At 72.3% G+C, this 4924-nt stretch carries 4 protein-coding genes; 1 reads left to right on the plus strand and 3 read right to left on the minus strand.

Annotated features, from left to right (window positions below):
• The first annotated feature begins 185 nt into the window (after positions 1 to 185).
• Positions 186 to 446, plus strand: coding sequence for a hypothetical protein (locus tag ABEA15_RS21025; RefSeq protein ID WP_345558466.1), 261 nt, complete (start codon positions 186 to 188; stop codon positions 444 to 446).
• Positions 447 to 635: 189 nt separating this feature from the next.
• On the opposite strand, the gene ABEA15_RS21030 is transcribed toward ABEA15_RS21025, so the two are convergent.
• From ABEA15_RS21030 to ABEA15_RS21040, 3 genes are all read right to left on the minus strand, one after another.
• The gene (locus ABEA15_RS21030) at positions 636 to 1508 is read right to left on the minus strand and encodes an ABC transporter substrate-binding protein (protein WP_425579428.1); all 873 of its coding nucleotides are present in this window, start codon (positions 1506 to 1508) and stop codon (positions 636 to 638) included.
• Positions 1509 to 1605: 97 nt separating this feature from the next.
• Positions 1606 to 3600 carry an ABC transporter permease gene (locus ABEA15_RS21035; RefSeq protein WP_344148950.1) on the minus strand — a complete coding sequence of 665 codons (1995 nt, stop codon included), beginning with the start codon at positions 3598 to 3600 and terminating at the stop codon, positions 1606 to 1608.
• Positions 3601 to 3602: 2 nt separating this feature from the next.
• Entirely contained in the window at positions 3603 to 4751 is a 1149-nt protein-coding gene (locus ABEA15_RS21040) for a quaternary amine ABC transporter ATP-binding protein (protein WP_345558470.1), read from the minus strand.
• Positions 4752 to 4924 lie beyond the last annotated feature (173 nt).

Raw genomic sequence — 4924 nt, forward strand, 5'->3', positions numbered from 1 at the left:
GGGGCACGTGCCGCTGTGGTTCTCCGGGGCGCCCTGAGGGGCGTGGCTGTGGTTCTTGCCGTTCCCTGAGGCGTGCGTCCGGCCCGTCCGCTCGTCCGGCCCCTCTGCCGGTCCCGGCACCGCCGGGTTCGGGGCGGGGCGGCCGGAGAGCGGACGGGACCTCCCGCTAACATGAGCGGCCGATTATGCGACGAGACCGTGATGGCAAGTGCAAGCGGCGCCGGGGTGTGCTGAAGGGCCCGATGGGCAGCCACGACCGCCCGGCCAGCCCTTTGCTGTTCCGCCTGATCCTGGCGGTCTTCGGGCTGGCGGTGCTGGTAGCGGGCGCCGTGCTGGCCGCCGTCGTGCTCGGCTCCGCCCCACTGACCGTCGTGCTGACGGCGGGCGCGATCGCCGCGGGCCTGAACGTCTACTGGGTCAGCCGGCGCCGCCGCTACGAGCGCTGAACGGCGACGGGAGGCGGGCCGGTGCCCGTAGCCGGGGCCCGTAAGTGCCGGCGGCGGAGGAGCCGGTGCCGGGAGACGTCGACGGGGGCGGGAGGTGCCGCGGCATCTCCCGCCCCCGTTCGTGCGGCGGCCCGGCTCGCCCGGTCGGCGACGCGGGCGCGGGCGCGGACGCGCGGGGGTCCGTGTCGGCTACCCCTGCGCCTCGGCCGGGATCCAGTCCTGCCATACGTCGGGGTTCGCGCGGACCCACTTCTCGGCGGCCTCGTCGGGGTCCATCCCCTCCTGGGCGATCATCCGCGCCACCGCGTTCTGCTGGGAATTGGTCCACTGCCAGCTGTCCAGCATGCGGTAGGCCGGGCCGCCCTCCTCGGCGAAGCCCTTGCGGAAGATCTTGTTCAGGTCGTAGGACGGATAGTCGCAGGCCACGTCCTTGAGGTCGGCGTCGCACCCTTCGTGGTAGTCGGGGAAGTCGACATGGACCAGGTCCAGCTCCTCGAAGAGCCACTGCGGCTCGTAGAAGTAGAACAGGACCGGCTCGCGCGCCTTGTAGCGCTCGCGCACCTCGGTGATCTGGGCGGCCTCGGAGCCCGCGTAGACGATCTCCAGGTTCAGGTCGAAGTGGTTGATCATCCCCTGGTCCTGAGTCACGAACCCGGGGTCTCCGCCGAGGAACTGGCCCTTGTCGCCGGTCTCGGAGGTCGCGAAGATCTCGGCGTGCTTCTTGATGCCCTCGACCGTGTCGATGTCGGGGTACTCCTCGACGAGGTACTCGGGTACGTACCAGCCCAAAGTGCCCTTGTTGCCGTTGGGTCCGCCGTCGACGACGGTGCCGTTGCCCTGGGGCCCGTACAGCTCCATCAGGTCCTCGTGGCCCCAGTTCTCCACGATCACGTCGACCGCGCCCTGGTCCATGGCCTGCCAGGAGGGCTGTTCGTCGATGCGCATGAGCTGCGTCTGGTAGCCCATCTCGTGTTCCAGCAGATAGGACAGGACGGCGGCACTGGCCTCGTAGCCCACCCAGCCGTTGAGCGCGATGCGCACGGTGTTGGGGTCGCGCAGCATGGACGTCGTGCGCACCGCGCACGAGGACAGCAGCACCACCGCGCACAGCGCGGCGAGGGCCGCCACCACCGTGGAGCGGCGCCGGTCGGGGTTGCGCTCACGCATGGCTCCTCCTTCCCTGAGTGACGCGGTCGAGGAAGATTCCCAGGCACACGATGGCCAGGCCCGAGGTCAGGCCGAGGCCGAGCTGGTTCTGCTTCAGCCCGAACACGACGTCGTAGCCGAGCGAGCCGGCGCCGACCAGGGCGCCCATGACGACCATGGACAGGACCATCATGATCCCCTGGTTCACGGCCAGCAGGAGCGACGACCGGGCCAGCGGCAGCTGCACCTTGGTCAGCAGCTGCCCGCCGGTCGAGCCCTGGGAGACGGCGGCCTCCACCGCGGGGGCCGAGACTCCGCGGATGCCGTCGTTGACCAGCCTGATGACGGGCGGCAGCGCGAAGACCACCGAGGCGGCCAGCGCCGGCACCCGGCCGACGCTGAACAGCGCGACCGCGGGGATGAGGTAGACGAACGGCGGCAGGGTCTGCATGGCGTCGAGCACCGGGCGCAGGATCGCGGCGAGCACGTCGCTGCGTGCGGCCAGGATGCCCACCGCCACGCCGACGGCCAGTGTCACCGCGGCCGCGACGAGCACCTGGGAGAGGGTGTCCATGCTGTTCTCCCACACCCCCAGCAGGCCGGTCGCGAGGACGGCCGCTCCCGCGGTGGCGGCGATCCGCCACCCGCCGAAGATGGCGCCCAGCGCGGCGGCGACCAGCACGACCAGCCACCACGGCGCTCCGGTGAGCAGCGCGCTGAGCGGGTTGAGCACGCCGACCAGCAGCAGGTCGCCGAACGCGCCCGTGGCGTCGCCGATGGCCGACTGCACGGCCTGCTGCGCAGTGTTGATCGGGCCGGAGACGCTGACCGACCAGGCGGGCGGCCAGCCCTCGATCCCGGCCAGCCGCGCGGCGGCGACGACGGCGGCCGCGGCGGCCAGGCCGACCGCGGGCGCCCACCGGCGCCAGGCTGGGGGCAGCACGGGAGTGCGGGTCCCGTCGCCCGCGGCGCCGGTCACCCGGTCCAGCGCGATGGCCATGAGCACGATCGCGGCGCCGGCCTCGACCGCCTGGCCCACATTGACCTTCGACAGCGCCTGGTAGATCGCGTCGCCCAGCCCGCCGGCGCCGATCACCGAGGCGATGACGACCATGGACACCGCCAGCATGATGGTCTGGTTGACGCCGAGCAGGATGGTCCGCTTGGCCATGGGCAGCTGCACCTTGGTCAGGATCTGCCAGGGGGTGGAGCCCAGTGACGTGGTGGCCTCGACCGCGCCGGCGTCCACGTTGCGGATGGCCAGCGCGGTGATGCGCACCGCGGGCGGTACGGCGTAGACGAACGTCGCCACCGCCGCGGCCGGGTTGCCGATGCCGAACAGCAGCAGCATCGGCATCAGGTACGCGAAGGCCGGCATGATCTGCAGGAAGTCCAGCACCGGGCGGACGGCCCGGTGGAAGCCGTCGCTGCGACCGGCGAGGATGCCCAGCGGAATGCCGATGATCAGCGCGATCAGCACCGAGGTCGTGATCAGCGCGAGCGTGGTCATCGCCTCGTTCCACAGCCCGATGAGCGCGAAGACGGCGAAGGTGGCCAGCACCAGCAGCGCCACCCGCCACCCGGCGACGCGCCAGGCGGCCAGGGTGCCCAGGAAGACCACGCCGGGCCAGGTCAGCAGGACCAGCGCCTGGTTGACCAGGACGACCGCCGAGCCCAGGCCCACCGAGACGTAGTTGAGGCCGTAGAGGAACAGCGGGCTGGAGTTGCGGTTGGCGACGATCCAGGTGTAGACGCCGTCCAGCCGGGCGATCAGCCACTGGCCGGTCGCGTCGGGGAAGGTGCCCAGCCACGCGGGCGTGCCGAGGGCGCGGGCTACGGCGTAGCCGGCCGCCAGCACGGCGAGCGCGGCGGCCGCCTGCACCCAGCGGTTGGCGAGCCAGGCGGTGCCGCGGGAGCGGCGGGCGGCGCCGCCGGCGGGCGCGCGGCCGGACGGGGACGGGGCGGCGGTTTCCGCCGGTGCGGAGGGAGCGGGACGTGCCGTGGTCATGGTCACGCCCCTACCGGGTCGCCGGGCGCCCCGCCGGGCCGACCGGACTCCGGCTGCCCCCCGGCCGCCGTGGCGGCGTCCGCGGAGCGGTCCCCGGCGATCAGCCGAAGCACGTCCTCGCGGCCCACATAGCCCAGGACGGTGTCGTCGGCACCGGTGACGCGTACGGGGGCGGTCCCCTCGGCGAGCGGCGCGACGATCCCGTCCACAACCGTGTCGGCGGGTACGGCGGGGCCGTCCTCGGCCTCGCCGGGCCGGGCGGGGCGCGCCAGGCTGCGCGCGGTCAGCACCGCGGTGCGGGAGACGTCCTTGACGAAGTCGCGCACGTAGTCGTCGGCGGGGCTGCCCACCAGGTCCTCCGGGGTGCCCGTCTGGACCAGTTCGCCGTCGCGCATGATCGCGATGCGGGCGCCCACCTTCAGCGCCTCGGACAGGTCGTGGGTGATGAACACCGCTGTCTTGTGCAGCTCGCGCTGCAGCCGCAGCACCTCGTCCTGCATGTCGCGGCGGATCAGCGGATCCAGGGCGCTGAAGGGCTCGTCGAACAGCAGCACCTCGGGGTCGACGGCCAGTGCGCGGGCCAGGCCGACCCGCTGCTGCATGCCGCCGCTGAGCTGGCCGGGGCGCGAGTCCTCGTTGCCGGCCAGGCCGACCATCTCGATCATCTCGCGGGCGCGCTCGTAGCGCTGCGCGCGCGAGGCGCCGCGCACCTCCAGGCCATAGGCGACGTTGTCGATGATGCGGCGGTGCGGCAGCAGACCGAAGTGCTGGAAGACCATGGCCATCTTGCCGCGGCGCAGCTCGCGCAGCCGTTGGGGCGAGCAGGCGGCGATGTCCTCGCCGTCCAGGCTCATGGTGCCCGAGGTCGGCTCGATCAGCCGCGTCATGCAGCGCACCAGGGTGGACTTGCCCGAACCGGACAGGCCCATCACGACGAAGGTCTCGCCGGGATGCACGTCGAAGGACATGTCGCGCACGGCGACGGTGGCGCCGGTGCGCTTGCGGATGGTCTCGCGGTCCAGTTCCGCGAGGTCGGTACCGATCACCGATCCGGCGTTCTTGCCGAAGATCTTCCACAGGTTGCGGACGGAGATCCGGGGATCGGTGCTGTCGTTATGCGGTTGTGCGGTGGACTCTGCTGGAGAGTTCATCGGAAGGGTCGCTCCTTGTGATCGGCCGCGCCGCGGCGGTCGGCCTTAGCGGTGCGGCCTGGTCGCTTGTTCGGGACGCGTGCCCGAGCGCTTTCGGCGCCGGGCTACCGCTCGGCCCTGATCAGGTCGGCGGCGCGTTCGCCCACGGTCAACACCGTGACCATCGGGTTGGG

Source organism: Streptomonospora halophila (assembly GCF_039542725.1).
Taxonomy (GTDB): domain Bacteria; phylum Actinomycetota; class Actinomycetes; order Streptosporangiales; family Streptosporangiaceae; genus Streptomonospora; species Streptomonospora halophila.